The 20,658-nt window shown below is 66.8% G+C and carries 26 protein-coding genes; 13 read left to right on the forward strand and 13 right to left on the reverse strand.

What is annotated here, in order from left to right; all coding sequences use genetic code 11:
* Positions 1–39: 39 nt before the first annotated feature.
* Entirely contained in the window at positions 40–915 is an 876-nt protein-coding gene (gene surE, locus NDI85_RS12510) for a 5'/3'-nucleotidase SurE (RefSeq protein WP_188995976.1), read from the forward strand.
* Between the two features lie 30 nt (positions 916–945).
* Here surE and NDI85_RS12515 read toward each other — a convergent pair whose 3' ends face one another.
* Positions 946–2,343 carry a signal recognition particle protein Srp54 gene (locus tag NDI85_RS12515; protein WP_188995974.1) on the reverse strand — a complete coding sequence of 466 codons (1,398 nt, stop codon included), beginning with the start codon at positions 2,341–2,343 and terminating at the stop codon, positions 946–948.
* Between the two features lie 106 nt (positions 2,344–2,449).
* Between NDI85_RS12515 and NDI85_RS12520 the strand changes: the two genes are divergently transcribed.
* The 4 genes from NDI85_RS12520 to NDI85_RS12535 all read left to right on the forward strand — a co-directional run bounded on the left by NDI85_RS12520 (position 2,450) and on the right by NDI85_RS12535 (position 6,666).
* Positions 2,450–3,358, forward strand: coding sequence for an AEC family transporter (locus NDI85_RS12520; protein ID WP_188995972.1), 909 nt, complete (start codon positions 2,450–2,452; stop codon positions 3,356–3,358).
* A 37-nt stretch (positions 3,359–3,395) separates the two neighbouring features.
* Complete coding sequence (locus NDI85_RS12525; RefSeq protein WP_310915954.1) at positions 3,396–3,770, forward strand: cupin domain-containing protein; 375 nt, start codon at positions 3,396–3,398, stop codon at positions 3,768–3,770.
* Positions 3,771–3,815: 45 nt separating this feature from the next.
* Positions 3,816–4,466, forward strand: coding sequence for a bifunctional 4-hydroxy-2-oxoglutarate aldolase/2-dehydro-3-deoxy-phosphogluconate aldolase (locus NDI85_RS12530; protein ID WP_188995968.1), 651 nt, complete (start codon positions 3,816–3,818; stop codon positions 4,464–4,466).
* Between the two features lie 355 nt (positions 4,467–4,821).
* Positions 4,822–6,666, forward strand: coding sequence for a methyl-accepting chemotaxis protein (locus NDI85_RS12535; RefSeq protein ID WP_310915955.1), 1,845 nt, complete (start codon positions 4,822–4,824; stop codon positions 6,664–6,666).
* A gap of 27 nt (positions 6,667–6,693) precedes the next feature.
* Here the strand turns inward: NDI85_RS12535 and NDI85_RS12540 are convergent, their stop codons facing one another.
* From NDI85_RS12540 to rpl18a, 5 genes are all read right to left on the reverse strand, one after another.
* On the reverse strand, positions 6,694–8,283 hold the full coding sequence (locus NDI85_RS12540; protein ID WP_310915956.1) for a Coenzyme F420 hydrogenase/dehydrogenase, beta subunit C-terminal domain: 1,590 nt from the start codon (positions 8,281–8,283) through the stop codon (positions 6,694–6,696).
* Positions 8,276–10,042 (reverse strand): ferredoxin--nitrite reductase, encoded by a 1,767-nt coding sequence (locus NDI85_RS12545; protein ID WP_310915957.1) that lies wholly within the window; start codon positions 10,040–10,042, stop codon positions 8,276–8,278. Before NDI85_RS12545 ends, NDI85_RS12540 begins: the two co-directional genes overlap by 8 nt.
* A gap of 221 nt (positions 10,043–10,263) precedes the next feature.
* Positions 10,264–11,475, reverse strand: a complete 1,212-nt coding sequence (gene ftsY / locus NDI85_RS12550) for a signal recognition particle-docking protein FtsY (RefSeq protein ID WP_310915958.1) — start codon at positions 11,473–11,475, stop codon at positions 10,264–10,266.
* A 7-nt stretch (positions 11,476–11,482) separates the two neighbouring features.
* Complete coding sequence (pfdA, locus tag NDI85_RS12555) at positions 11,483–11,944, reverse strand: prefoldin subunit alpha (protein ID WP_188995957.1); 462 nt, start codon at positions 11,942–11,944, stop codon at positions 11,483–11,485.
* A complete protein-coding gene (rpl18a, locus tag NDI85_RS12560; protein ID WP_188995955.1) occupies positions 11,941–12,114 on the reverse strand; it encodes a 50S ribosomal protein L18Ae in 174 nt (57 codons plus the stop codon). The genes pfdA and rpl18a overlap by 4 nt, the downstream gene beginning before the upstream one ends.
* Before the next feature lie 139 nt (positions 12,115–12,253).
* On the opposite strand from rpl18a, the gene NDI85_RS12565 reads away from it, so the two are divergent.
* The gene (locus NDI85_RS12565; RefSeq protein ID WP_310915959.1) at positions 12,254–12,613 is read left to right on the forward strand and encodes a DUF5658 family protein; all 360 of its coding nucleotides are present in this window, start codon (positions 12,254–12,256) and stop codon (positions 12,611–12,613) included.
* Between the two features lie 9 nt (positions 12,614–12,622).
* On the opposite strand, the gene NDI85_RS12570 is transcribed toward NDI85_RS12565, so the two are convergent.
* Entirely contained in the window at positions 12,623–12,757 is a 135-nt protein-coding gene (locus NDI85_RS12570; RefSeq protein WP_227015661.1) for a zinc ribbon-containing protein, read from the reverse strand.
* A gap of 84 nt (positions 12,758–12,841) precedes the next feature.
* Here NDI85_RS12570 and NDI85_RS12575 point away from each other — a divergent pair, with 84 nt between their 5' ends.
* On the forward strand, positions 12,842–13,003 hold the full coding sequence (locus NDI85_RS12575) for a hypothetical protein (RefSeq protein ID WP_188995951.1): 162 nt from the start codon (positions 12,842–12,844) through the stop codon (positions 13,001–13,003).
* A 19-nt stretch (positions 13,004–13,022) separates the two neighbouring features.
* On the opposite strand, the gene NDI85_RS12580 is transcribed toward NDI85_RS12575, so the two are convergent.
* Genes NDI85_RS12580 through NDI85_RS12590 form a run of 3 tightly spaced genes read right to left on the reverse strand, consistent with a single transcriptional unit; the run spans position 13,023 to position 14,121 of the window.
* A complete protein-coding gene (locus NDI85_RS12580) occupies positions 13,023–13,688 on the reverse strand; it encodes a translation initiation factor IF-6 (protein ID WP_166966674.1) in 666 nt (221 codons plus the stop codon).
* A gap of 2 nt (positions 13,689–13,690) precedes the next feature.
* Entirely contained in the window at positions 13,691–13,969 is a 279-nt protein-coding gene (locus NDI85_RS12585; RefSeq protein WP_188995947.1) for a 50S ribosomal protein L31e, read from the reverse strand.
* Positions 13,969–14,121, reverse strand: coding sequence for a 50S ribosomal protein L39e (locus NDI85_RS12590; protein ID WP_166966678.1), 153 nt, complete (start codon positions 14,119–14,121; stop codon positions 13,969–13,971). The genes NDI85_RS12585 and NDI85_RS12590 overlap by 1 nt, the downstream gene beginning before the upstream one ends.
* Before the next feature lie 144 nt (positions 14,122–14,265).
* On the opposite strand from NDI85_RS12590, the gene NDI85_RS12595 reads away from it, so the two are divergent.
* Positions 14,266–14,781 (forward strand): hypothetical protein, encoded by a 516-nt coding sequence (locus NDI85_RS12595; RefSeq protein ID WP_188995945.1) that lies wholly within the window; start codon positions 14,266–14,268, stop codon positions 14,779–14,781.
* Here the strand turns inward: NDI85_RS12595 and NDI85_RS12600 are convergent.
* On the reverse strand, positions 14,778–15,590 hold the full coding sequence (locus NDI85_RS12600) for a ZIP family metal transporter (RefSeq protein WP_188995943.1): 813 nt from the start codon (positions 15,588–15,590) through the stop codon (positions 14,778–14,780). The two genes, NDI85_RS12595 and NDI85_RS12600, sit on opposite strands and share 4 nt — an antisense overlap.
* A gap of 82 nt (positions 15,591–15,672) precedes the next feature.
* Positions 15,673–16,236, reverse strand: a complete 564-nt coding sequence (gene thpR / locus NDI85_RS12605) for an RNA 2',3'-cyclic phosphodiesterase (protein ID WP_310915961.1) — start codon at positions 16,234–16,236, stop codon at positions 15,673–15,675.
* 81 nt (positions 16,237–16,317) lie between these two features.
* On the opposite strand from thpR, the gene NDI85_RS12610 reads away from it, so the two are divergent.
* From NDI85_RS12610 to NDI85_RS12620, 3 genes are read left to right on the forward strand one after another with little or no spacing between them, the layout of a single operon-like run.
* Positions 16,318–16,551: a hypothetical protein gene (locus NDI85_RS12610; protein ID WP_310915962.1), complete on the forward strand. Its 234-nt coding sequence runs from the start codon at positions 16,318–16,320 to the stop codon at positions 16,549–16,551.
* A gap of 32 nt (positions 16,552–16,583) precedes the next feature.
* Positions 16,584–17,315, forward strand: a complete 732-nt coding sequence (locus NDI85_RS12615) for a tetratricopeptide repeat protein (protein WP_188995938.1) — start codon at positions 16,584–16,586, stop codon at positions 17,313–17,315.
* Complete coding sequence (locus tag NDI85_RS12620; RefSeq protein WP_166966689.1) at positions 17,312–17,602, forward strand: DUF424 domain-containing protein; 291 nt, start codon at positions 17,312–17,314, stop codon at positions 17,600–17,602. The genes NDI85_RS12615 and NDI85_RS12620 overlap by 4 nt, the downstream gene beginning before the upstream one ends.
* Before the next feature lie 14 nt (positions 17,603–17,616).
* Here NDI85_RS12620 and NDI85_RS12625 read toward each other — a convergent pair whose 3' ends face one another.
* Positions 17,617–18,126: a carbohydrate-binding protein gene (locus NDI85_RS12625; protein ID WP_310915963.1), complete on the reverse strand. Its 510-nt coding sequence runs from the start codon at positions 18,124–18,126 to the stop codon at positions 17,617–17,619.
* Between the two features lie 135 nt (positions 18,127–18,261).
* Here NDI85_RS12625 and NDI85_RS12630 point away from each other — a divergent pair, with 135 nt between their 5' ends.
* On the forward strand, positions 18,262–19,509 hold the full coding sequence (locus NDI85_RS12630) for a SufS family cysteine desulfurase (protein WP_310915964.1): 1,248 nt from the start codon (positions 18,262–18,264) through the stop codon (positions 19,507–19,509).
* Between the two features lie 140 nt (positions 19,510–19,649).
* On the forward strand, positions 19,650–20,654 hold the full coding sequence (locus tag NDI85_RS12635; RefSeq protein ID WP_188995932.1) for an aldo/keto reductase: 1,005 nt from the start codon (positions 19,650–19,652) through the stop codon (positions 20,652–20,654).
* The last annotated feature ends 4 nt before the right edge of the window (positions 20,655–20,658 follow it).

Raw genomic sequence — 20,658 nt, forward strand, 5'->3', positions numbered from 1 at the left:
ACCGACACGTTCAGGCTCGCAGGGGCGAATCCACACCCGATGGACGAGCCACGGGTCCTCCTGACGAACGACGATGGCATCGACGCACCGGGGCTTGCGAGCCTCTACGAGGAACTCACTGCCGTCGCGGACGTGACGGTCGTCGCGCCCGCCGAGAACCAGAGCGGCGTCGGTCGGACCCGAAGTCATCGGACCGCTCGCGAGTCCCACCCGTGGGGCTACGCGCTCGACGGCACGCCCGCCGACTGCGTCGCTTACGGCCTGCGCGGCCTCGACGCGTCGTTCGACCTCGTGGTGTCGGGGTGCAACCACGGCCCCAACGCCGGCAACTACGTCGTCGGCCGGTCGGGGACCGTCGGGGCCTGCGTCGAAGCGGGCTTTCTGGGCGTCCCCGGCGTCGCCGTCTCCGCGTACCACTGCAAGGACTTCTTCGTCTCGCCACCCGAGGCCTACGACTTCGACCGCCCGGCCCGCATCGCCACGGAAATCGTCGTCCGGGCGCTCTCGGGCGGGGTCTTCGAGACGGCGGACTTCCTCAACGTCAACGTCCCCGTCGACGTGACCGACCCGGCGATGCGGCCGACCGAACCCTCCCACGACTACGACCTGCAGGTCGAACACGACACCGACTCGCCCGTGGACGAACAGGCCAACACCGGCACCGAGGGCGACATCGCCCTCCGGGACGTGGTCTGGCCCGACACCGTCGGCTGGGAGAATCCCTTCGCGAACGACACCGACCTCGGCGAGCGCTACCCGGTCGGCACCGACCGTCGCGCACTCGTCGACGGGGAGGTCAGCGTCTCGCCGCTGACGGCCCCCGCCGTCGGCGTCCAGTCGACCGCGCTCGAGACGCTGGTAGCGGGGTTCAACGAGAGCGAAGCCGCTCGAAAACGGGCGAACAACGAGGAGTAACCGTCGTCGAGTCGCCGGTCGAGGCCGCTCTCAGAACGGACCCGGACCGCCGCCGCCCATGCCGCCCATACCGCCGCCGCCACCGCCCTGTTGCATCTGTTTCATCATGCGCTCCATGTCGCCGTCGCCCATGCCCTGGAACTGCTTTAGCATCTGTTCCATCTGCTTGTGCTGCTGGAGCAGTTCCCGGATACGCTCTTCAGGCTTGCCGGACCCGCGAGCGATGCGTTCGGTGCGGGACTGGCCGACGACGCGGGGGTTCACCAGTTCCTCCTCGGTCATCGAGTCCATGATGACCTCGAAGTCACGCATTCGCTCTTGGGTGACGTCCATGGCGTTGTCCGGCAACTGGTCCATCAGCCCCCCACCGAGGCCCGGAATCATGTCCATCACCTGGTCTAACGGCCCCATGTTGTTCATCGTCTCCATCTGCTTGCGCATGTCCTTGAGGGTGAACTGCCCCTCCAACATGTCCTCGGGGTCCCAGTCTTCCTCGTCCTCGCCCGTCTCTTCCATCGCCCGCTCGACGCGCTCGGTCAGTTGCTTCAGGTCGCCCATCCCGAGCAGTCGGGAGATGAACCCCGAGGGCTCGAAGCGCTCGATGTCCTTGACCGTCTCACCGGACCCGAGGAAGGCGATGGTCGAGTCCGTCTCGTCGACGGCGGCGAGCGCCCCGCCACCTTTCGCCGTCCCGTCGAGTTTCGTGATGATGACGCCGTCGATGCCGATGGCCTCCTGAAAGTCCGCGGCCTGACTCTTCGCGCTCTGACCCATCGCCGCGTCCAGCACGAGGAGGTTCCGGTCCGGGTTCACCTCGGCTTCGATGCGCTCTATCTGCTCGATGAGTTCCGCGTTCAGCCCGTCGCGACCCGCCGTGTCGACGATGCGCACGTCGGCGTCCTGCGTCGCGTCGAGGCCCTCGCGGGCGATCTTCACGGGGTCGTTCTCGTCGGGGTCGCCGTAGAACTCCACCTCGGCGCGGTCGGCCATCTCCTTGGCCTGGTCGTACGCGCCGGGGCGATCGGTGTCCGTCTGGATGATAGCCGGTCGAAGCCCCTTCGTCGAGAACCACCACGCCATCTTCGCCGCCGTCGTGGTCTTCCCCGACCCGTAGAGGCCGGCGAGCATGATCGTCTGTTCTTCCAGCGGGAGGTCCGTCGACTCGCCGACGAGGTCGACCAGTTCCTCGTAGACGATGCGGAGCACCCAGTCACGAGGGGTGGTGCCGGCCGGTGGCTCCTCTTCGAGCGCGCGCGTCTTGATGTTCTGTGAGAGCTCCTGCACCAGCGAGACGTCGACGTCGGCCTGCAACAGCGACCGCTGTATCTCTTTGACGACGTCCTCGATATCTTCCTCGGAGATTCGGGACTTCCCCCGGAGGTCGTCGAGAGTTCCGCGGAGCGAACTCCCAAGATCGTCGAGTACCATTGTTGTGCCGAGGTACGCGACCGCACGGGTAAAGGCTTGTTGTCACCGGGAGTCGGGGCCACGGCGGGGACGAAAGGGACAAGAGGGCCAACCGGTTGGAACCGGTATGGCCGTTCTCGGACAGCTAGCGTACATGCTCGCCTTCCTCGCCGCCGGCGTCGGACTGCGCCGCGCCGGCGTCCTGAACGAGGAGCGGACGAGCCTGCTGACCGGGGTCGCCTTCTACGTCGCCCTCCCGGCGCTCGTGTTCGCCTCGACGTACGACCGACCGCTGGGCGAACTCGTCTCGCCGGCCCTGCTGGGCGGGTTCTGGCTCGTACTCGCGCTGACGCTGGCCGTCGGCTGGGTCGTCCACCGCGACCACGACAGCGACGCCCGCCGGAGCGTCGCCATGGTGCAGTCCTACCACGGGAACATGGGCTTTCTCGGCCTCCCGCTGGTGGCCGCGACGCTCGGAGGCGAGGCCGCCGCCGTCGCCAGCGTCGTCCTCGGCGTCGGCGCGCTGACCCACGTCCCCATCACCGTCTTCCTGCTCGTGCGGTTCAACGACAGCGAGGCGTCGCTCGCGGGAGAACTCCGGGAACTGCTGACCAATCCGGTGCTGGTCGCCCTCGCCGCCGGCATCCTCGCCTCGCTGGCCGGCGTCGGCGTCCCGGCAACGGTCCTCACGGGACTGGAGGCCGTCTCGACGCTCGCACTCCCGCTGGCGCTCGTCTGTGTCGGCGGCACCCTCGATACGGACCTCTCGCCGTCCTCACTGGACGAGAGCGTCGGCGTCGTCGCGATGAAAGTCGTCTGGATGCCCGTCCTGGCGTGGCTGGTGTTCTCCGCGCTCGGTCTCGGTCCGACGGCGCTGGCCGCGGCCGTCGTGATGCTCGGCGTCCCGACGGCCGTCTCGACGTACGTCTACACCAGCGAACTCGGCGGCGACGAGGCGTTCGCGTCGCTGAACGTCTTCACGACGACGCTCGCCTCGCTTGGCACATTGTCGGTGCTGGTCTGGCTGTTCGGGTGACCACATCCTTTTGCTCGCCGGGGTCCCCACCACCGCTATGGGCTATCATCACCTCGACCCCGAGGACCTCCCCGAGACCGAGGACTACCCCTGTGACCGACGGGGCATCTCCGACGCCGCCGAACTCCACACGCTCCACGCCGCCACCTACGAGATGGCGCCCGGCGAGCAGTTGCCCCGGACCTACCACTACCACCAGCAACGCGAGGAGCTGTTCTACGTCGTTTCGGGGACGCTCCGCGTCGAGACGCCTGACGAGGAGTTCGTCGTGCCCGCCGACGAGGTGTTCGTCGCCGAACCGGAGAGTCCCCATCGGGCGTTCAATCCCGCGGACGCGGCGGAGTCCGTGAAAGTGCTGGGCGTCGGCGCGCCGAAGACGGACATCGCGCTCCCCTACGACGCCGACGGCTGACGGCTTTCACCTACGCTTTTGCCCCCTCCCCGCCCAGACCCTCTCATGACGAACAAACAGGCAGTCCAGCAGCAACTCGTAGACAGCGGCGTCACGGCCGTCCTCCGTGGTATTCCCGAGGAGAAGATGGTCGACGTGGCGAAAGCCGTCCACGAGGGCGGTGTCACAGCGCTCGAACTCACCGCCGACGCCAAGCGCTGTTCGGACATGATCGCGGCCGTCGACAAGGAACTCGAAGGCACCGACGCCGTCATCGGCGCCGGCACCGTCATGGACGCCGCCGCCGCGCGCAACGTCATCGAGGCCGGCGCGGAGTTCGTCCTCGCGCCCAACCTCAACGAGGACGTCGTCGACGTCTGCAACCGCGAGGGCGTCGTCTGCGTCCCCGGCGTGATGACGCCCACCGAGGCCGCCGACGCGATGGAAGCCGGCGCTGACATCCTGAAGATGTTCCCCGCCTCGACCGTCGGCCCGGGCCACATCGGCGCGCTCCAGGGACCGCTCGGCGACGTCCCGATCATGCCGACCGGCGGCGTCTCCACGGACAACGTCGCGGAGTACTTCGATGCAGGTGCCGTCGCCGTCGGCGCTGGCTCTGCGCTCGTCGACTACGAGGCCATCGCAAACGACGACATGGAGCAGGTCCGGGAGAGCGCCGCCGAGTTCGTCGAAGCCGTCGAGGCCGCCAGAGAGTAGCGTGGTTCCGACTGCAAGGAGGAACTGCGTTCAGGCGACGCGGTGAGCGGAACGAACCGCGAAGCAGTAGCGAACCACCTCCCGGTGGTCGGAGCCTCGAACGCGAACGGGGAGCGCGAGACGATCCGAGACGGACGCGCAGATGCCGTTTTTTCGTCGCGACGTCGACAGCGGACAGCACTCGCGCTCACTGTCCGAACGTATGGAAACAATTATGAAATAGTATTTCACAAATCTTCTCCATGGTGACGGATGGCGAAGCACTCAGGGGAACAGCGTCGGCGCGGTGGGGTCGCGTCGGAACCAGATCGGGGCGTTCAGCCGAGCGAAGAGACGCAGTTCGGCGGGTGAGCGGATGAGCGACGACGACATCCTGAGCGTCGTTCGGTCGGTGACGCCGGCGTTCGTCCGCCGGAGTTTCGCGCTCAAGTTCTTCATCGCGCTGCTGTGTATCGGCGTTCTCGTGGGGAGCGTCGGGGCCGTCGGTACCCAGCAGATGACCGCCGAGTTCGAACAGCAGGTGCTCGACGAACACGCGACGACGGCCAAGCAGGAGGCCGATAGCCTCTCGAATTGGAACACGCAGAACTCGTTGTTCGTCGAGACGATGGCCCGCTCGCGGCCAGTCCGGGCCGGAAACGTCTCGGCGATTCAGTCGCAGTTCGATCGAGAGCTACGCGAACGCGAGTTCGACGGGGACGACCAGCCGAACCTCCACTACGTCGACACCGACGAGGGCGTCGTCGCCGCCTCGACGAAGTCGAACTACCGTGGCGAGTCCGTCGACATCCTGAACGAGACAGTCAGGACCGCCCTCGACAGCGGGTCCGGGACGGTCGTCACCGAGGCCTACACCGACACGCCGACGCTCGAATCGCCACAGCCACGCATCGCCTACGTCACGCCCGCAGACAACGGGGCCGGCGACGTGGTGGTATACACCGTCCCGCTGCAACAGCGCACCGGGACGCTCTCGGGCACCGGCAGTAGCACCACGCTCGTGGTCGACGGTTCGAACGACGTCCTGTTCCACCAGTTGAACACCGACCTGTTCCTCCAGCCCTACGGCGAGGACAACGGCGCGCCGGCCGCGGCCCGTGAGAGCGGCCCCGCCGATCCCGGTGCGCTCCGGGCCGGGCCCGCGAACGCGGCGCTCGATGGCTCCGCGAGCATGGCCGGCAAGGAGTACGTCGTCGGCTACGCGCAAGTGCTTGACACGGACTGGGTCGTGCTCGTCCACACCGACGTCCAGACGGCCTACGGCACCGTCCGGAGCGTCGCCGACCGTGGCCTGCTGGCGACGGTGCTGGGCATCGCCGCAGTCGGGGCCATCGGCGCCGTCCTCGGTCGCAACACTGCCAGCGCGCTCAACCGCCTGACTCGCAAGACCGAACGGATGCAGGCGGGCGAACTCGACGTCGAAATCGAGTCCGGCCGCATCGACACTGTCGGGCGCCTCTACGACGGGTTCGGGGCGATGCGAGACGCCTTACAGGACCGTATCGACGAAGCCGAACGCGAGCGCAAGCGCGCGGAAGTCGCCCACGAAGAGGTCGTCGAGACGAACGCCTATCTGCAGGAGACGGCCGCCACGTACTCCGAAGTGATGGCACAGGCCGCCGCCGGCGACCTGACCCAACGCATGGAAACCGACGGCCAGCACGACGCGATGGACGCCATCGCGACTGACTTCAACGAGATGATTGCGGAACTTGAGAAGACGACCGGTCAACTCAAGAGCTTCGCCGGACAGGTCGAAGAGTCCGGGGAGGTGGTCGGAGCCAGCGCCGCCAGCGTCACGGACGCAGCCGAACAGGTGGCCGAGTCCATCCAGAAGATCTCCGAGGACGCTACCGGCCAGCGCGAGCGCCTGCAGGAGGCCACCGAGACGGTCGACGCGGCCGTCGTCGCTCTCGAGGACGGCGACATCGAGCGCGCCCGCGACAGCCTCGGCGACGTCGCCGGGACGCTCAACGAGGTGGCCGACGCCACCGACCACACGATGTCCGAAGCCGAGAACGTCGCCGGGGCCGCCGAGGAACAGGCCGCCGAACTCAACGAGGTCAGCCAGCGGGCCGACGAACTCGTCCGCTACGTCAAACCGCTGTACGACGTCCTCGACCGCTTCGAGACCGAATCCGAACACCAGTTTGTCTTCACCGGCGGCCCCTCGCTGGGCGGGGGCGAGACGGACGACTGACGCCGCCCCGGACCGGGGCCGCCCGGCTCAGTGGTCGGCCTCGTGGGGGTGCAGTTCCGTGCCGTACTGCTCGGCGTGGTCCGCGTAGTCGATGAACCGCGGGGCGTCGGGGTCGAACGGGCGTTCCAGCGACTCGAAGGCCTTCTTCTTGTCCCAGCTCTGGAGGCCGCCGATGGCACTGCGGTCCTCTAAGTCGTGGTAGTCGAGGTCCGGTTCGGTCAACTCCCAGGCCCGGAGGCCCTGCTCGGTCCGGACGATGACCGAGGAGTACTCGTCGCTCGACCCGACGGAGCCGACGGTGAGGTCCGCACAGTAGCCCGTGAAGTCGGCGCACTCGTCACACCCCTTGAGCGCGGCGTCGTGGAACGCCTCGACGTCCTCGACGAGGATGGGGTCGCCGTCGTGGTCGTACACCCGCATCTCGCCGTCGAGGACGTCCAGTTTGCCGATATCCTCCGGCTGGACGTCCCGTTTCTCCGCGAGTTGCTCGCCGATGAGCGAGTAGTAGTTGAAATTCTTCGTACACATCAAGGCGATAGTGTAGTCGATGGCCCGGACGCCGTCCTCCTGGGCCGCGTAGTCCCACTCGAAGTCCTGCAGGGCGCGGATGCCCTCGATTTCACACGGCGTGCCGACGAGCGCGAGCGACGCCTCGGAGAGCGGGACGCCGAGTTTGTGCGCCCACTGCGAGAGGTCCAGATTGCCCAGCGCCAGCGTCTGGTTGTAGAAGCTCCCGGCGTTCTCGATGCACTCCTCGGGCGTCGTCGCGAGGAACGACTCGGCCTTCCAGGGCTCCTCGTCGCTTTCGGTGGCGATGAGCGCGCCGTCTATCTCGTCGGCCTCCAGCAGGTGACAGAGTACGGACGTGACCAGACCGCCGTCTTGGGCGTTCTCGCGCCAGTCGTCTTCGACCTTCGCCGAGAACTCCGTGATGGGGTCGCCGGCGCCCTTCACGTTGTCCTCGCCGCCAGTAATCTTCCACTGGCGCTCGTAGCGCAGGCCGCCGCGCGGGCACATGTCCCAGCACAGCGAACACCCCGTGCACATCTTGACAAGTTTCGGCAGGTCGTCCTCGCCGATGCCGATGGAGTCGCTGGGGCAGGCGGCGACGCAGGTGCCACACTGGATACACCGGTCGTTCTGAATGACTGCCTCGTCGAGTTCCATGAACCACGTCTTCCTGTCGGGTTCCTCGATGTCGCTCATCTCGGCGCGGATGCCGTACCCCGGCGTGTCCAACTCGACGCCGTCGGGGACGTTCACGCGCTCGTCGGGTCGGCCGTCCTCGACGTCCTGACTGACGCCCGCGGCGGGTTCGGTGAACTCCACGGGCTTGAGTTTGCCGCGTTCGTCGACGTTGCTCGCTGTGGCGCCGCCGTCGGGTCGGACGGCCTCGTCGTGGCCGCCACAGCCACACGAGTCGCCACAGCCACACCCGGCGTCGGCCGAGTCCGTCGACGGAACGCCCGGCAACGGCCCGGTGTCCCGCCCACCGTCGGTGACGAGTCGGCGCTCGCCACGGTCGTCGTCACACTCGTCGGAGGGCGCTCCTTCGATGAGTTCCGGAGCGGCGTCGGCCGGCGCGACCTGCCCTCGCTCTCGCTCGTCGTCAGTCATCGTCGGCCACCTCCTCGCGGGCCACGCCACCGACGACGGTGGCGTCTGCCCGCTGCATAATCGACCGCAGACGGTCGTTCTCGACCCGGCGACACCACTGATAGAAGCGCTCGCCGTCCTCGCGTTCGGCGGCGTACCGCTCGAACAGTTCTTCGAGAGCAGGTATCACGGCGTCGGCGGGGACGGCGTGTTCGACCCAGTCTAAGAACTCGTTGTCCGATCCCAGACTTCCGCCGAGGCCGAAGTCCATCCCTTCGACGATGTCGACGGCTTCGCCGTCTGCACGAGGCGTCTCCGACGCCTCGCCGTTGTCCCCCTCCTCGTTGGTCGTCCCTTCGGGGTCGTCGATTTGGACCGTCTCGCCGCGGAAGCCGATGTCGGCTATCTGTGGCTGGGCGCAGGAGGCCGAACACCCGGACATGTGCATCCGGACCACGTCGAGGTCGTCGGGCGTGTCGATTCGTTTGTCGAGCGCTTTCGCCCACCGGCGAACCCGCTGTTTCGTCTCGATGATGCCGTAGTTGCAAAACTCCGACCCGGTACAGCCCACGGCACCGCGGGAGAACGGGCCCGGGTCGGGCCGGTAGTTCCGGGCGAACGGTTCGTTCAGCAGGTCGCCGACGTGCGTCTCGGGGACGTGGGTGACGAGGAAGTTCTGGTCGGTCGCCAGCCGAACCGACGCCTCGTCGGTGCCGTACGTCTCGGCGGCGTCGGCCGCCGCGGCGAACTCGTCGCCGCCCATCCGCCCGGCGATGACGTTGAAGCCGACGTACTTGAGGCCGTCTTCGCGCTGGTCGTGGACGCCGACGTGGTCGCCGCGGTACCCCTCCGTGAGGTCGGTCCCGCGGGTCGGCAAGTCGACGGTACAGCGGTCCCTGACGGCTTCCTCGAACGTTTCGGCCCCCATCTGCTGGACGAGGTAGCGCATCCGGCAGACGCCCCGATTCGACCGGTCGCCCAGTTCCTTGAACGTCTGGGCGACGGCCCGGCAGAACTCCACGGCGTCCTCGGGCGGGACGAACACGTCGAGGTCCGAGGCCATCCGGGGGCCGTCCGAGAGGCCGCCGCCGACCCTGACGTGAAAGCCGTACTGGGGCGCGCCGTCCACCTCGCGTTTCGCGGGCGTCATCCCCACGTCGTTTATCTGGGACTGGGCGCAGTCGGCCCGACAGCCGGTGATGGTCATCTTGAACTTCCGCGGGAGGTTGGCGTACTCGCGGTTCTCGGTGAAGTACGCCGAGACGGCGTCGACGACTGGTTGGGCGTCGAAGCACTCGTGGTCGTTCAGGCCGGCGGCGGGACACCCGAGGACGTTGCGCGCGGAGTCGCCACAGCCCTGAATCGTCGTCAGTCCCACCTCGTCGTACCGGGCCCATATCTCGGGGACGTCCTCGACTGCTATCCAGTGCATCTGGACGTCCTGCCGGGTCGTGATGTCCAGAAAGGCGTCGCCCCAGACCGCGTTCTGGTCGGCGCCGCCGTGTTCCTCGGGTGCCGTGGCGAACTCCTCGGCCACCTCGCCGACGACGCGGGCCTGTTCGGGCGTCAGACGGCCGCCGGGGACCTTCGTCCGTAGCATGAAGTACCCGTCCTGCTGGCCGTGGGCGTACAGCCCCGCCCACTTCAGGCGCTCCCACTCGCCGTCGCCGGCCGCGGCCGCTATCTCCTCGAAGCTCATCTCCGCGTCGGCGTACCGCTTGACGTCCTCGACGACGTCGAGTGGGTGTTTCTCCTGTTTCCATCGTTCGACAGTGTTCATTGGAAGTCCACCTCTGGGGGTCGTGGTATGGTACACAACACCACGCACAATCAACGCGCCCCTGGCGGCGAATACGGCCCCACCTCCCCCGACGAGGATAATGTTGCCGGGGTTCGATAGAGCGGCCATCGCTGCCGTCGGCCGATCAGGGGCGAGGGCCGGCTGTTACCTGACGCTCAGCGTCGTCGGTCGTGGAAAGAATTGCCGATACGTCGCGGCGGCTACTCGTCGAAGAGGCTGTCGACGATTCGCTCGGGGTCGAACGGTTCGAGGTCGTCGTAGTCCTGCCCCGTCCCGAGGAACAGAATCGGCTTGCCGGTGACGTGGGCCACGGAGATGGCCGCACCGCCTTGCGGATCGGCGTCGGCTTTCGTCAGCACCGCTCCGTCGATTTCCGCCGCGTCGTTGAACTCGCGGGCGCGATTGACGGCGTCCTGTCCGGCGACGGCCTCGTCGACGAAGATGGTCATGTCCGGGTCGATGTTCCGGTCTATCTTCTCCAGTTGGGCCATCAGGTCGTCCGAGGTGTGGAGACGCCCGGCGGTGTCGCCCAGCACCACGTCCACGTCGTTGGCCTTCGCGTACTCGACGGCGTCGTAGACGACTGCCGTCGGGTCCGAGCCCTGTTCGTGGGTGATTATCTTCTTGCCGAGGTTCTCGGCGTGCTTCTGGAGTTGCTCGTTCGCGCCGGCCCGGTAGGTGTCGCCGTTGGCGAGTACCGTCGACATGCCACGGTCCTCGAAGTACTGCGCCATCTTCGCGATGGTCGTCGTCTTCCCGACGCCGTTGACGCCGGTGAAGACGATGACGACCGGACTGTCTGCCTGCTGGACGCGCTCGTCGAAGTCGAACTGGCCGACGCTGATGACGTCGTACAGCGCCTCGCGAAGCGCGTCCCGGACGAGGTTGCCGGTACTCGACAGGCGGCGGCGGGTCTGGCCGGTGAGGTTCTCCTCGACGCCGGCCAGAATCTCGTTGGCGACGCTCATCTCGACGTCGCTCGACAGCAGAGCCAGTTCGAGGTCGTCGAGGTGCTTCTGGAGGTCCTCCTCCTCGATGACCGTCTTCCCGGTGGCCATTATCTTGGCCTTCTCGGTCAGACTGCGGCTATCGCCGTCGTCGGTCGCCTCGCTCTCGTCCGGTTCGTCGTCCTCGGCAGGTGCGTCGCTCTCGGGCGACGAGTCGGCGGGTTCGACGCCGCCCGGCGGTTCCTCGGCCGCCGTGTCGACGTCTGCGGTCGTCTCGGGTGACGCGACCGCCTCTGCCGTCGGTTCGACCGTCTCCTCGCCGGGCCCGCCCTCGGGAACGTGCTCGTCGGCGACCGCCGCCTCGGGGTCGTCCTCAGCGGGTTCCTCCTCGACGGCTTCCTCGTCGACGTCCTCTTCGACGTCGCTGGTGAAGCCGCTGAGTTTGTCCTTCAGTCCGTCGAACATGGCGGCCTTACTCGTCGCTCTGCTCTTCTTGCTGCTGTTGCATCATCTGTTGCATCTGCTGTTGTTGCATCTGCTGGGCCTGCTGTTCGAGTTCCTCCTTTTCGGTTTCGACTTCGGCGATTTCGGACTGGAGGTCCTCGATGCGGTCGTCCAGCGTCTCCTTTTTCGTTTCGAGGGAGCTAACGGCGCCCTCCTGGTCGCGTTCGGCGGCGTAGCCGCCACCCAGCGAGACGACGATTTCGTCGATGTCGTCGACGGTCGCACGGATGTAGGCGTCGCCGCCCACCGGGACCTGCACCGTCGATCCGGATTCGAGCGTCTCGATGGCCTCGATGGCCTCGTCGGCCTCGGTCTTTTCCTGTCGGAGACTCTCAATTTCGTTCTGGATCGCCTCGATCTCCTGGTCCATCTGCTCGATTTCCTGGGAGATCTGCTGCATCTGACCGCCGCCGCCACCGCCACCCATCATGCTGCCACCTCGTCGATGGTGATCTGGGTGCGCTTGAGGTTGTGCTGGGAGCCGAGGTTGCTGAAGATGCGCTCCTCGGCGACGTTCTCGTTCGGTGCCTCGACCTCTGTCTCGAACTCCTGGGGCCCGTCGCGGGCCGGGAAGCTACCGCGGACAGTGTACGTGCTCATACCATTCGGTGCGGGCAGGACAGGGAAGTATCTTCCCTTTCCTCGCGTTTTGCCCGACCGCTCAGTGTGTCTCGCGAACGCCGCCCGCAGAGACAGTCGACCTTTATTATCGTATGTAGCGTCGAACGGGACGAGACAGGTGGAGCCCGACCGTTCACCGTTCGAGCGCGACGCGAGCAGTCGTTTGCCACTGGAGCGACGGCTCTCGGAATCACACGCCGTGCTCTGGGCGGTCGTCATCCTCGCGTCGCTGTTCGACATCGTGACGACGATGGTCGGCCTCGAACGGGGTCTGACGGAGGGCAACGCCGTCGCACGGGCGTTCATCGAGACGTACGGCACGCCCGGCGTCGGCCTGCTGAAGTTCAGTGCGCTCGTCGTGGTCGTCGTCTGCTGGGCGTGGTTCGACGACCGGCGGGCGACGGCCGTCCTCACGGCGTTTGCCCTCGTGTCGCTTGCCGTCGTCGCGTCGAACGCGGTGACGCTGGCGTCGGTGTGAGTCGACCGGTCACTCCTCGCGGGCGGCGGCGATCATGTCGCCGCCACACTCCGGACAGGACGGCCGAAGCACGTCCGTCCTGTACTCACATTTCCGGCAGACGAGCACTTTCCGGCCTGTCGCAGACGGCTCTCGCTGGACCATGGGCGAACGTTCACGCCGATAGATATTAACAGTTGACACGAAGGGGGCGAGCGAGTTTAGCCGGTCCCGGCCCAAGCAACGCACATGGCCACGACGTACGAGTGCGTCTGTGGGGCGACGCTCCGCTATCGGCAGGACATGACTCGGGAGCGGAGTGGGACGGGACGCACGTGGGTCTGTTCGGACTGTGAGATGCCCGTGCCGGGCGTCGTCGCAGAGCGACTCAGTCACCAGCACCCGTCGTGAGAAACGGCGAGCCGAACGGTCAGTCGATGTATCCCAGCGCCGCGTCGATACGGCCCAACTCCGGCCCGGAGGTGTCCGACCCGCAGACGTAGCCGTAGTCGTTGGCGACGAGGCCCGATCCGACGAGCGGTCCGCCGTAGTTGACGGTGCCGATGTCGGCGGGTACGTCGAGCAGGTCTTCGAGCGCGTCCAGTTCGCCGTCGGTCGCCTTCGGGTGACAGAGGACGCCGCTGTTGGTGGCGACGGCGGCGGTGCCGACGGTGTTGACGCCGGCGATGACGCCGCGTTCGACCGGAACGCCGAGACCGTCTCGCACCGCCTGAACGGCCTCCCGGGAGAGGTCCGGGTGGACGTACGCGCCCGAATCGTTACAGCAGACGACGTTGCCGGCCGCGTTGATGCGGCCCGGCAGTTCCGTCACCGGGACGTCGACGACGTCCTGAATGCGCTCGATTTCGGTCTCACGGACCCGCGAGGAGACGAGGAGCCCGTTCTCGTTCCCGGTCGCAAGAGCGCCGACGGTGGCCGAGCGGCCGACCGTCGTCTGGACGACCGGGACTTCGAGTTCCTCGCCGAGGTCCGCACAGAGCGATTCGTCTAAGTCGGGGCGGACCAGCACGCAGTCGTCGGTCGCACGGGCGAAGACACCGACGTACGACGATCCGGAGAATGCCGCGCGGAGCAACGTTATTCCGCGGTCTCGGCTTCTACGACTGCTTCGCCCTCTTCCTCGAATCGGGCGGCGCGCACGCGAAGCTTGCTCGGCGGATTCGAACGGCCCTTGGCCCACGTCGTCTCGTTGATCGAGGGGTCGATACGGACGGCGTCCTCATCGACGGAGAAGTGCTTTGCCAGGTGCTCGCGAACGAGTATCATCGCCTTGTCGGCACGCTTGTGCTTCGGTTCGGCTCGGGCGTCTCGGAGCGGAATCGTGACGACGCGCTCCTCGAAATCACTCGCGCTCATTATTCGTCAGTGTCGTTCCGCCGCCAGTGGCGACGCTTGTGGTTGCGCTGGACCTCCCGGTCGGTCTTGAGCATGACCCAGGCCGGGACGCGGCTGTTCTGGTTGTCGAGTTTGGCCAGGCGCTTCTTTTTGGCCTTCGACTTCTTACTCATGGTGTCCCGAGTGTTCCGCGCCACGACTTAAATTCCTTCCTTTTCCGGCCGCGCCGTGTGGCGGGACTCGAACGCAACCCGGCGTTATCAGGGCTTGTAAGCGGGCGCGTAGAATTAAGTAGTGAAATCAGTGACACTCAGTCGATGAAACGCCGGTCGGTACTACGAGCGTTTGGGGCAGGATTAGCCGCCGTCGGAGCCGGCTGTCTCGGGGGCGGTGGCGAGGTCATCGTGAGTATCCAGCAGGACGTCACCGTCGACCCGGGGAGTGCGTGGCTCGAAGAGGACATCCCCGACCTCTCGGACTCGGGCGGGTCCATCGAGTACATCGTTCGGTCGAAGACGCCGTTTGACGTCTACTTCTTCGCCGACGAGGCGGCGTTTACCGAGTACGACACCTACATCAAGGGCCGGGAACCGGACAGCACGCCGCCCGGCCACCCGAAGTTCAGCCAGACGGCACTGCCAAAGGACGGGTCGGACCTCTACGAGGCGTCGACGACGGACGGCGGCAACCGCGAGTCCGTCGATACCGCCGGGCCGTACTACTTCGCCGTCGACCACTCGAACTACCGGATGGAGACCCGCGTCGAGGAGTTCGACGACCCGCTGACGGCCTTCGTGGACCTGAAAGTCGTCCGGAAGCGCTCGCCGCTCTAGACGAGTGCCAGCGGAATCATCGAGAGCGCGCCGGTCGCGACGCCGGCCACCAGTTCGCGCTTCCCGCCGCCCTGCAGGCTCTCACCGTACTCCAGTGCCTCGGGGACGAACTCGGTGGCGACGAGGTACACCATCGCGCCCGCGGCGAACCCGAAGCCGAACGGGAGGAACTGCTTGGCCAGCGTGACGAAATAGTAGGCGATGACTGCACCCAGCGGTTGTGGGAGCGAGGAGAAGACGGCCCACCAGACCATCCGCCACTCGCTGATACCGAGCGACCGGAGCGGGATGGCGATAGCGGTTCCCTCCGGGATGTTGTGGATGGAGATAGCGATGGTCATGAACACGGCCAGTAGCGGGACGGCCGTCCCCGCGACCAGCAACGTCTCGCCCGGAGTGACGCCGTCCAGTCCGAGTTCCGCAAAGGAGACGCCGACGGCGACGCCCTCCGGAAAACTGTGGACGGTGAGGATGCCGAGGATGAGCAGGAGTTTCTTGAAGTCGGCCTGCTCGAACTGCTTCGGGTTGTGGTCGACGTCGTCTAACACTCGGTCCGCTCCTTCGACGAGAAGGACGCCAGCGAGGACGCCGGGCAGCAGAAGTAGCGCCCCTCCGTAGGCAAGCCCCTCCCGGACGAGGCCAAACAGCGACGCGGCGACCATGATGCCCGACGCGAGTCCCCACAGCACCACGTTCCAGCGGTCCGAAAACTCCTCTACGAGGAAGAACGGAATCGCGCCCAGCCCCGTCGCTAACGCCGTGAGGAGACCCGCGACGAAGACGAAGGCGACGTTCTCGAAGGCGACCATGCCGGAGCTACGAGAGTCGTCCTCATAACAATTATCACGAACCTGATTGTTTTTCGGTCGGCCTAGAGCCGGGGTCGGTCAGTCATAGTGTTACCGACGAGACAGTACTGTACTCGGGACCGTCCGACCGCAGGACGCTCTCGGTGAGACGTATCTCTTCGACCTGCAACCGTCCCACGTCGGGGTCCTCGTCCTCGACGACGCGCTGGACCTGCTCTTTCCCGCCGGCGTGGTCCATCCGGGCGATGGTCGCGTGCGGCGTGAAGTCGTGGTCCTCCGGGTCGAATCCCATGGCGACGGTGCGGTCCTCGATGGCCTCGTGGAGGGCCGTCAGTTCGGCGCCGCCGTGGCCCGCGCGCACGCCGACCCAGACGACGCTGATGTACTCCAGCGACGGGAACACGCCGAGACCGCCGAAGTGCGCCTCGAAGGGGCCGACGCCGCTGTCCGCGACTGCCCGTTCGAGTTCGGCCGTGAGGTCGTCGACGCGGTCGGGGTCGGTGTCGCCGAGGAACTTCAGCGTCACGTGGACCTGACCGGGGTCGGTGAACCGAAGCCCCGACGCGCCCTCGAAGCGCCCCTGTACGTCGCGTACGGCGTCTTCGAGGCCGTCGAGGTCGACGCTGACGAACAGCCGTTTGCTCATACTCGGCCGTACGCGGGCCGGCCACTTCGTCGTGGGTGGTCGCGACCGAACGGTTTACTCGCTGGGCCCCCACCGACCGGTATGGACGACGTCACCCTCCTCCGTCGGACCGTCCGCCGCTGTACCGCCGTCGTGGTGACGATGCTCGGACTCGTGATTGCGGCCCTCGCCGGGTCGACGGCGTCGCCGTTCGGGGTCGCCATCTCGTTCGGCGCGCTCCTGTATCTGGCCGGAAGCCTCGTCTTCGTCCCCGAGTCGGACCGGGCGAACGACGGCGACGACGGCCCGGCAGACCGGAGTGAGTCCGGGACGTAGCCCTTAACCGCCCTGACCGTCAATCGGAACCTATGACAGACCGAGAGCCCGAGGACCACGAGTTCTCCGAGGGGCAAGGGTTCGACGACCCCTACGAGGGCTTCGACCTCGAACCCCCGGAGTTCGAGGTGGACCCCGACAAGGTCGACCCCGTCGACTCCCGCGTCGTGACGGACCTGCTCGACCGGCGGAACGTCTCGAACGACGCCGTCGACCCCGAGCAACTGCTCGACGTCGGCCTCGAGTACATGCACATCAACCGCCACGAACAGGCCGCCGAGACGTTCGAGCGGGTCGCCCAGTACACCGAAGACGACCACCTCGAACAGGAGGCCTGGACGAACAAGGGCGCGGCCCACGCCGAACTGGAGGAGTGGGACGCCGCCATCGGCGCGTACAAGGAGGCACTGAACGCCGAGGAGGACTCTGAACACGCCGCCACCGCCGAGACGAACCTCGCGTACGCGCTCTGGGAGTCGGGCCGCTCCGAACAGGCGCTCGAACACGCAGAGCGGGCGGTCGAAATCGACCCCCGATTCGCCGAAGCGTGGTACAACCGCGGCTTCTTCCTGCTTGAACGCGGCCTCGCCGAAGACGCCGTCGAAGCCTTCGACAACGCCATCAGACTCGGCTTCCGCAACGCCGACGTACTGGAAGAGAAGGCCCGCGGTCTCGAGGAACTGGGCGAGTACGAGGAGGCCGAAGAACTGGCCGACGAGGTCAAGGAGATGCGCGAGAACGCCGAAGAGCAGTTGCTGGAATGATACTCAACGAGCGCGAAACCGACGAGGGACTGCTCGTCTCGGTCTGTGACCCGGACATCATCGGCGAGACGTTCGAGGACGGCCCCGTCTCCCTGACCGTCGACGAGGAGTTCTACGGCGGGGACAGCGTCTCCGAGGAGGAAGTGATCGACAGTCTCGCCCGGTGTAGCGTCGCCAACATCGTCGGCGAGGAAAGCGTCCACGTGGCCGTCGAACACGGGTTCGTCGACGAGACGAACGTCCTCGACGTCGACGGCACCCGCCACGCGCAGTTGCTCTGGCTCTGAGCGGGTCCCGACGCCTACGTCACCCGGATTCTGTCCAGTTTCCACCCGCCTTCCAGCACGACCAGCCGAATCGTCTGTGCGCCTCGCGAGAGATCCACCCGGGCCGTGACCTCTCCCCACCGGTCCCACCCACCGGTCGGGTCGAACCGGATCTGCGTCCGTGGCTTCCCGTCGACAGCGATGCCCACGCCGCCACCGCCGAACCCGTCGGCCGCGGCGACCCGTAGCGTCACGTCGTGTGGCCCGGCCTCGCGCGCGTCGACGGCGTAGGTCAGCCACTCGTCGGTGACCAGCAGGTCGGTGTCACCACCCGTGGCGAGCGGGGCGTCGTCGTAGCGCCAGCGGCCGTCGTGGTGGTAGATGCGGTACGCGCCGACCGGAATCGTCCCCGGGAGTTCGTGCCGGCGCATCTCCGGTTGCTCGTGGGCGCCGTCGCGCCGGCCGTGCCACTCGTGGCCGTGTTCGGCCCGGTCGGTACGCACGCGGGTAACCGGTCCTTGTTCGTCCGTCTCTGGGTCCCCCATAGTGCACTGTCCCACACCGACAGCGACCATTGTATTGTGGCAACTAACCACACAGTAGACGGTGACTACGCGCTCGCCGACGAAGGGTTAGGCGAACCGAAGGAAAGTTGCCCGTCCAGCCCGTGTGTTCCGTTAATGGGACAGACCGATATCGAGCCGCTCGACGTCGAGGCCATCCGCGAGGAGTACCCCATCCTCCAGCGGGAGTTCGATGGCGAGCAGGTCGTCTACCTCGACAACGCGGCGACGACGCAGACGCCCGAACCGGTCGTCGAGACTATCGCTGACTACTACCGGACGACGAACGCGAACGTCCACCGGGGACTCCACCAGTTGAGTCAGGAGGCCTCCATCGCCTACGAGGACGCCCACGACCGCGTCGCCGAGTTCATCGGCGCCTCCGGGGAGCGCGAGGAGATCGTCTTCACGAAAAACACCACCGAGAGCGAGAACCTCGTCGCCTACGCGTGGGGCCTGAACGAACTCGGCCCCGAGGACGAGGTGGTGCTGACGGAGATGGAACACCACGCCTCGCTCGTGACGTGGCAGCAGATCGCGAAGAAGACCGGCGCTACCTGCCGGTACATCCGCGTACAGGAGGACGGCACGCTGGACATGGACCACGCCCGCGAACTCATCACCGACGACACGGCGATGGTCAGCGTCGTCCACGTCTCGAACACCCTCGGGACCGTCAACCCCGTCTCCGAACTCGCCGACATCGCCCACGATCACGACGCTTACATCTTCGTCGACGCCGCCCAGTCGGTCCCCAACCGGCCCGTCGACGTGGAGGCCATCGACGCCGACTTCCTCGCCTTCTCGGGCCACAAGATGGCCGGTCCGACCGGCATCGGCGTCCTCTACGGCAAGAAACACATCCTCGAAGAGATGGAGCCGTACCTCTACGGCGGGATGATGATATCTAAGGTCACTTTCGAGGACTCGAAGTGGAACGACCTCCCCTGGAAGTTCGAGGCCGGCACGCCCGTCATCTGTCAGGGCATCGCGCTGGCGGAGGCCTGTGACTATCTGGACGACATCGGCATGGAGGCGATTCGCCGCCACGAGAACGAACTCGCCCAGTACGCCATCGAACAACTGGAGGGCGAGGGCGACATCGACATCCTCGGCCCCCCCGCCGGCGTCGAACGCGGCGGCCTCGTCTCCTTTAACCTCCAGGACGTCCACGCCCACGACCTCTCCTCGATCCTCAACGACTCGGCCGTCGCCATCCGCGCCGGCGACCACTGCACCCAGCCCCTCCACGATAAGTTGGGCGTCGCGGCCTCCGCGCGGGCCTCCTTCTACGTCTACAACACCCGCGAGGAAGTCGACAAACTCATCGACGCCATCGACGACGCCCGGCAGCTGTTCGCGTAAGGCGACGGCACACAGCAGTGGGCGGACAGACGGGCGACTCGCTCGTCTAGGGGTTCGGAGTGGCCTCGAACAGTGGGCGTGACACCGGTCAACGGCGCCGCCGCCCGACCATTCAAACCGCCGAGGCACGAACCCCGGGCATGGCACTCGACGACGTCGACCTCGACTACGTGCGGCTGGGCGAGACGGGGCTCTCGGTCAGCGAACTCTCCTTCGGGACGTGGCGGTTCGGGCGGGAGACAGCCGACGGGACGCTCGAAATCGGCGCGGAGCGCGCCCACGAACTGCTCGACGCCTACGAGGCGGCCGGCGGCCGGTTCATCGACACCGCCGACGTGTACGGCGGCGGCGACAGCGAGGACTGGATCGGCGACTGGCTGACCGAGCGTGACCGCGAGGAGTACGTCCTCGCCTCCAAAATCTACTGGCCGACCCGCGAGGACGACCCGAACGGCCGCGGCCTCGGGCGCAAGCACATCCGCCGGAACATCGACCTGATGCTCGACCGTCTGGGCACGGACTACCTCGACGTGTTGTACATCCACCGCTGGGACGAGGACACGCCGGCCCGCGAACTGATGCGGACGCTCACCGGCCTCGTCGACGACGGCAAGGTGAACTACCTCGGGGCGTCGACGTTCGAGCCCAACGCGTGGCGCGTCGCGCAGGCCAACGAACTCGCCGAGCGCGAGGGGCTGGAACCGTTCACCGTCTCACAGCCGCGCTACAACCTCGTCAACCGGGAGGTCGAAGGCGACTACCTCGATATGTGTGCGCACTACGGACTGGGCGTCTGTCCGTGGAGCCCGCTGGGACAGGGCGTCCTGACCGGGAAGTACGACCGCGCTGACCGCGACACCGACGCCTCGGCCGGCCGGAGCGAGGACTGGAAAGAGTCGTATCTCACCGACGAGAACTTTCACGTCGTCGACGAGGTACGGGCCGTCGCCGACGAAGTGGACGCCACCCCGGCACAGGTGTCGCTCGCGTGGCTCATGCACCACGACAGCGTGGCCGTGCCGCTCGTCGGCGCTCGCACGGTCGAGCAACTCGAAGAGAACCTCGGTGCGGCCGACGTCGACCTCTCCGCCGAACAGTTCGAGCGACTGGCCGAGTCGAAGGCCGGCCCCTACGAGAACATCTGAACGG

The organism is Haloarcula sp. S1AR25-4 (assembly GCF_031624555.1).
Lineage (GTDB): Archaea > Halobacteriota > Halobacteria > Halobacteriales > Haloarculaceae > Haloarcula > Haloarcula pellucida.

Bases quoted from the DNA above. Each gene is read 5' to 3' on its own strand.
- NDI85_RS12525 (WP_310915954.1), top strand. From the start codon at position 3,396: ATGGGCTATCATCACCTCGACCCCGAGGACCTCCCCGAGACCGAGGAC.
- NDI85_RS12530 (WP_188995968.1), top strand. From the start codon at position 3,816: ATGACGAACAAACAGGCAGTCCAGCAGCAACTCGTAGACAGCGGCGTC.
- NDI85_RS12585 (WP_188995947.1), bottom strand. From the start codon at position 13,969: ATGAGCGCGAGTGATTTCGAGGAGCGCGTCGTCACGATTCCGCTCCGA.
- NDI85_RS12615 (WP_188995938.1), top strand. From the start codon at position 16,584: ATGACAGACCGAGAGCCCGAGGACCACGAGTTCTCCGAGGGGCAAGGG.
- NDI85_RS12535 (WP_310915955.1), top strand. From the start codon at position 4,822: ATGAGCGACGACGACATCCTGAGCGTCGTTCGGTCGGTGACGCCGGCG.
- NDI85_RS12610 (WP_310915962.1), top strand. From the start codon at position 16,318: ATGGACGACGTCACCCTCCTCCGTCGGACCGTCCGCCGCTGTACCGCC.
- thpR (WP_310915961.1), bottom strand. From the start codon at position 16,236: ATGAGCAAACGGCTGTTCGTCAGCGTCGACCTCGACGGCCTCGAAGAC.
- NDI85_RS12625 (WP_310915963.1), bottom strand. From the start codon at position 18,126: ATGGGGGACCCAGAGACGGACGAACAAGGACCGGTTACCCGCGTGCGT.
- pfdA (WP_188995957.1), bottom strand. From the start codon at position 11,944: ATGATGGGTGGCGGTGGCGGCGGCGGTCAGATGCAGCAGATCTCCCAG.
- NDI85_RS12515 (WP_188995974.1), bottom strand. From the start codon at position 2,343: ATGGTACTCGACGATCTTGGGAGTTCGCTCCGCGGAACTCTCGACGAC.
- NDI85_RS12630 (WP_310915964.1), top strand. From the start codon at position 18,262: ATGGGACAGACCGATATCGAGCCGCTCGACGTCGAGGCCATCCGCGAG.
- NDI85_RS12545 (WP_310915957.1), bottom strand. From the start codon at position 10,042: ATGAACACTGTCGAACGATGGAAACAGGAGAAACACCCACTCGACGTC.
- NDI85_RS12570 (WP_227015661.1), bottom strand. From the start codon at position 12,757: ATGGTCCAGCGAGAGCCGTCTGCGACAGGCCGGAAAGTGCTCGTCTGC.
- NDI85_RS12635 (WP_188995932.1), top strand. From the start codon at position 19,650: ATGGCACTCGACGACGTCGACCTCGACTACGTGCGGCTGGGCGAGACG.
- NDI85_RS12595 (WP_188995945.1), top strand. From the start codon at position 14,266: ATGAAACGCCGGTCGGTACTACGAGCGTTTGGGGCAGGATTAGCCGCC.
- NDI85_RS12520 (WP_188995972.1), top strand. From the start codon at position 2,450: ATGGCCGTTCTCGGACAGCTAGCGTACATGCTCGCCTTCCTCGCCGCC.
- NDI85_RS12600 (WP_188995943.1), bottom strand. From the start codon at position 15,590: ATGGTCGCCTTCGAGAACGTCGCCTTCGTCTTCGTCGCGGGTCTCCTC.
- surE (WP_188995976.1), top strand. From the start codon at position 40: ATGGACGAGCCACGGGTCCTCCTGACGAACGACGATGGCATCGACGCA.
- NDI85_RS12620 (WP_166966689.1), top strand. From the start codon at position 17,312: ATGATACTCAACGAGCGCGAAACCGACGAGGGACTGCTCGTCTCGGTC.
- NDI85_RS12575 (WP_188995951.1), top strand. From the start codon at position 12,842: ATGGCCACGACGTACGAGTGCGTCTGTGGGGCGACGCTCCGCTATCGG.
- NDI85_RS12540 (WP_310915956.1), bottom strand. From the start codon at position 8,283: ATGACTGACGACGAGCGAGAGCGAGGGCAGGTCGCGCCGGCCGACGCC.
- ftsY (WP_310915958.1), bottom strand. From the start codon at position 11,475: ATGTTCGACGGACTGAAGGACAAACTCAGCGGCTTCACCAGCGACGTC.
- rpl18a (WP_188995955.1), bottom strand. From the start codon at position 12,114: ATGAGCACGTACACTGTCCGCGGTAGCTTCCCGGCCCGCGACGGGCCC.
- NDI85_RS12590 (WP_166966678.1), bottom strand. From the start codon at position 14,121: ATGAGTAAGAAGTCGAAGGCCAAAAAGAAGCGCCTGGCCAAACTCGAC.